Source organism: Ensifer sp. Root954, assembly GCF_001429005.1.
Lineage (GTDB): Bacteria > Pseudomonadota > Alphaproteobacteria > Rhizobiales > Rhizobiaceae > Ensifer > Ensifer adhaerens.
This window is the reverse complement of sequence record NZ_LMJM01000024.1, coordinates 165,257-169,591: the sequence shown is the minus strand read 5'-3', so window position 1 is coordinate 169,591 and position 4,335 is coordinate 165,257. Positions and strand designations below refer to the sequence as shown.

Sequence of the window (4,335 nt, the reverse complement as noted above, 5' to 3'; positions counted from 1 at the left end):
TGAGGGCCCGTGCATGCGCGCGGGCCCTTTTATCCAGATGACGGAGCCGGTACTCTCTTGAAGACTGCCGCTGGAATGACTGAACATGGACAATATCATTCTTGAAATGCGGGGCATCACCAAGACGTTCCCGGGCGTCAAGGCGCTGGACAATGTCAGCTTCAAGGTCCGCGAAGGCGAGATACACGCACTCGTCGGCGAAAACGGCGCCGGCAAGTCGACGCTGATGAAGGTGCTGAGCGGCGTCTATCCCGCCGGCACCTATGATGGCGAAATCCACTATGGCGGCGAAGCCCGCCGCTTCTCGACGATTTCCGACAGCGAAGACCTCGGCATCATCATCATCCACCAGGAACTGGCGCTGGTGCCGCTGCTGTCGATCGCCGAGAACATCTTCCTCGGCAACGAGATCGCCAGCAACGGTGTGATTCACTGGCCGCAGACCTTTGCCCGTACGCAGGAACTGCTGAAGAAGGTTGGCTTGAGCGAATCCCCGGCGACGTTGATCACCGACATCGGTGTCGGCAAGCAGCAACTGGTCGAGATCGCCAAGGCGCTTTCGAAGAAGGTGCGGCTGTTGATTCTTGACGAGCCGACCGCCTCGCTCAACGAAACCGATTCCGATGCGCTTTTGAAGCTGCTGATGGAGTTTCGCACCCAGGGCATGACCTCGATCATCATTTCGCACAAGCTGAACGAGATCCGCAAGGTCGCCGACCAGATCACCATCCTGCGCGACGGCGGCACGGTCGAAACGCTCGACTGTCACAGCGAAGACATTGGCGAAGACCGGATCATCAAGGGCATGGTCGGCCGCGCCATGGAAGACCGTTATCCGCCGCGCGAACCGAAGATCGGCGAGACGCTGCTCGAAGTGAAGAACTGGAACGTCTTCCACCAGCAGCACCGCGACCGGCAGTTCCTGCACGACGTCAATTTCACCGTGCGCGCCGGCGAGGTCGTCGGCATCGCCGGGTTGATGGGGGCAGGGCGCACCGAAACGGCGATGAGCCTCTTCGGCAAGTCCTGGGGCCACAAGATCACCGGCGACGTGACGATGCGCGGCAAGCCCGTCGACGTCAGCACCATTCCGCGTGCGATCGATGCGGGGCTTGCCTATGTCACCGAGGACCGCAAGCAGCTCGGGCTCGTCTTGATCAACAACATCAAGGAGAACACAACGCTCTCCAATCTGAAGGCGGTGGCCGCGAACGGCGTCATCGACGATCGCAAGGAAGCGAAGGTCGCCTCCGACTATCGCTCGAAGCTGCGCATCCGTTCGCACTCGATCTATCAGGAAACGGTCAACCTTTCGGGCGGCAACCAGCAGAAGGTCGTCTTGTCCAAATGGCTGTTCACCAATCCGGAAGTTCTCATTCTCGACGAGCCGACACGCGGTATCGATATCGGCGCGAAGTATGAGATCTACACCATCATCAACCAGCTTGCCGCCGAGGGTAAGGGCATCCTGATGATCTCATCGGAAATGCCGGAGCTGCTTGGAACCTGCGATCGCATCTACGTCATGAACGAGGGCCGCATCGTCGCGGAGCTTTCGAAGGCGGAAGCGAGCCAGGAATCCATCATGCGTGCCATCATGCGTTCAGGGGAGAAACACTAATGGTCGCCGATACGAGCACCCAAAACAACAAGCCCTCGATCGGGGACTATCTCAAGAACAACATCCGCGAATACGGCCTGCTCGTCGCGCTCGTGGTGATCATGCTGTTCTTCCAGTTCGTCACCAACGGCGTGCTGTTCAAGCCGGTCAACATCACCAACCTGGTGCTGCAGAACTCCTTCATCGTCATCATGGCGCTCGGCATGCTGCTGATCATCGTTGCCGGGCATATCGACCTGTCGGTCGGCTCGATCGTCGCCTTCATCGGCGCGATCTCAGCGATCATGCTGGTCAAATGGGGCTTGCCCGCCATTATCGTCATTCCCGCCTGTCTGATCGTTGGCGGCGTCATGGGGGCGGCCCAGGGCTATTGGGTTGCCTACCAGAAGATCCCATCCTTCATCGTGACGCTGGCCGGCATGCTGGTGTTCCGCGGGCTCACCTATGTGGTGCTCGGCGGCCGCCCGATCGGTCCGTTCCCGAAGGAATTCCAGCTGCTGTCGACCGGCTTCGTTCCGGATTTCCTCTATTTCCTCAATCCGGCGCCCGAGACCATTCAGAACATGGTGGCGCTCGTCGCCGTCATCGCGCTCGTCGGCTACGCGATCTACGCGGGCATTCGTGACCGCAAGATCAACGAGCAGCACGGCACGGAGAACGAGCCGTTCATTTTCTTCGCCGTGCAGATGGCTGTCATCGCTGCCGTGGCGCTGTTCATAGGCTTCCAGCTTGCGACCTATCGCGGCCTGCCGAACGTGCTGATCGCCATGGCCGTGCTGATTGCGCTCTATACCTTCGTCACCACGCGCTCGACGATCGGTCGCCGCATCTATGCCATGGGCGGCAACGTCAAGGCGACCAAGCTTTCGGGCATCAACACCGAGCGGCTGACCTTCTACACCTTCGTCAACATGGGCGTGCTTGCGGCACTCGCCGGCATGATCATCACCGCTCGCCTCAATTCGGCAACGCCGAAGGCCGGCGTCGGTTTCGAGCTCGACGTCATTGCGGCCTGCTTTATCGGCGGTGCCTCGGCGTCGGGCGGTGTAGGCAAGATCATCGGGGCCGTCATCGGCGCCTTCATCATGGGCGTGATGAACAACGGCATGTCGATCATGGGCATCGGCATCGATTACCAGCAGTTGATCAAGGGCCTCGTGCTGCTCGCTGCCGTGTTCTTCGATGTCTACAACAAGAACAAGGGTTGAGCGGAAAGCCATAAGACCCGACGCGAACCAGTAACATTCACCGGCAGCCACAGCTGCCAGGATCGGCGGATTGGTCCGCCGGAATTGGGTGGCGAAAGCCACCCACGGGGACGCTTTTGCCTTGAAGAGGCGAACACAGCGACCCAAGACGATAGGAAGGATAGCATCGTGCTGATTTCGCAGATCAGGAACGAAGACGGGTCGATCACGGTGGCGGTACGGCTGCCGGGTGAGGCGGCGCATGCGGTGAACGGCGCGACAAGCGTCTATGCGCTGGCGATGGTAGCGGCCAATGCCGGACGGAGCCTGAAGCAGACGATCGAGGCCAAGGGGCTCGGCGCCGCCGTCGACCTCGAAAAGGCCTATGCGGAGGGGCGCTTCCTGCCGCCGATCACTCATCCGGATCCGGCACACCTGCACCTGACCGGCACGGGTCTCACCCATCTCGGCTCGGCTGCGACCCGCGACGCCATGCACAAGAAGACGAGCGAGGCGGCCGAGGAAACCCTGACCGACTCGATGAAGATGTTCCGCATGGGGCTCGAAGGCGGCAAGCCGAGGGCCGGCGAAACAGGCGTGCAGCCGGAATGGTTCTACAAGGGCAACGGCACCTCCGCCGTGGCGCCGGGGAATGCGCTCGTCTCGCCCGCCTTTGCCGAGGATGGTGGCGAAGAGCCGGAAATGGCCGGCATCTATGTGATCTCCGACGAGGGCGTTCCGTTCCGCATCGGTTTTGCCGTTGCCAACGAATTCTCCGACCACAAGACCGAGAGGGTCAACTATCTCTGGCTCGCGCATTCGAAGCTGCGCCAGGCGAGCTTCGGTCCGGAGATCCGCATTGGTGTCGCACCGGAGGACATTCGCGGCATGTCGCGTATCCTGCGTGGCGGCAAGGTGCTGTGGGAAAAGCCGTTCCTGTCGGGCGAAGCCAACATGTCGCACAGCTTCGCCAATCTCGAGCATCACCATTTCAAGTATGGCTTGTTCCGCCAGCCGGGCGACATCCACGTGCACATGTTCGGCACGGCGACGCTGTCCTTCGGTGATGGCATCCGCACCGAGGAAGGTGACGTGTTTGAGATCGAGGCCGATGGTTTCGGCCTTCCGCTCCGCAACGCTCTTGCGATCGCAGCTGACGAAGAGGTCGCGATCCGCCAGCTCTGACACATCTCCTAAGCGCGACCGTTCGCGAGGGACGGTCATGCGCATCTATGAAGGAGGCCTGAGGCCATGACTTTGCACCAGAACCTGATAGCCGGCGAATGGGTCGGCGGTGACGGGGTCGCCAATATCAACCCGTCCGATACCAACGACGTGGTCGGCGAATATGCCCGCGCGTCAGCCGAGGATGCGCGCGCAGCGATCGCGGCCGCCAAGGCGGCGTTTCCGGCCTGGTCGCGCTCCGGTATTCTCGAGCGCCACGCGATCCTGAGGAAGACCGCCGACGAGATCCTTGCCCGCAAGGACGAACTCGGAAAGCTCTTGTCGCGTGAGGAAGGCAAGACC

At 61.1% G+C, this 4,335-nt stretch carries 4 protein-coding genes; all 4 read left to right on the top strand.

The features are described 5' to 3' along the window. The first annotated feature begins 85 nt into the window (after positions 1–85). Complete coding sequence (mmsA, locus tag ASE71_RS18700) at positions 86–1,621, top strand: multiple monosaccharide ABC transporter ATP-binding protein (RefSeq protein ID WP_034793889.1); 1,536 nt, start codon at positions 86–88, stop codon at positions 1,619–1,621. Further along, a complete protein-coding gene (gene mmsB / locus ASE71_RS18695; protein ID WP_034793886.1) occupies positions 1,621–2,829 on the top strand; it encodes a multiple monosaccharide ABC transporter permease in 1,209 nt (402 codons plus the stop codon). The genes mmsA and mmsB overlap by 1 nt, the downstream gene beginning before the upstream one ends. A 168-nt stretch (positions 2,830–2,997) precedes the next feature. Then, positions 2,998–3,993, top strand: a complete 996-nt coding sequence (gene araD1 / locus ASE71_RS18690; protein WP_060518844.1) for an AraD1 family protein — start codon at positions 2,998–3,000, stop codon at positions 3,991–3,993. A gap of 66 nt (positions 3,994–4,059) precedes the next feature. Beyond that, positions 4,060–4,335: aldehyde dehydrogenase family protein (locus ASE71_RS37010; RefSeq protein ID WP_244497377.1), on the top strand; the 276-nt coding region annotated here is incomplete at its 3' end.

Excerpts from the sequence above, each read along its gene's own strand:
- mmsA (WP_034793889.1), top strand. The coding sequence starts at position 86 with ATGGACAATATCATTCTTGAAATGCGGGGCATCACCAAGACGTTCCCG.
- mmsB (WP_034793886.1), top strand. The coding sequence starts at position 1,621 with ATGGTCGCCGATACGAGCACCCAAAACAACAAGCCCTCGATCGGGGAC.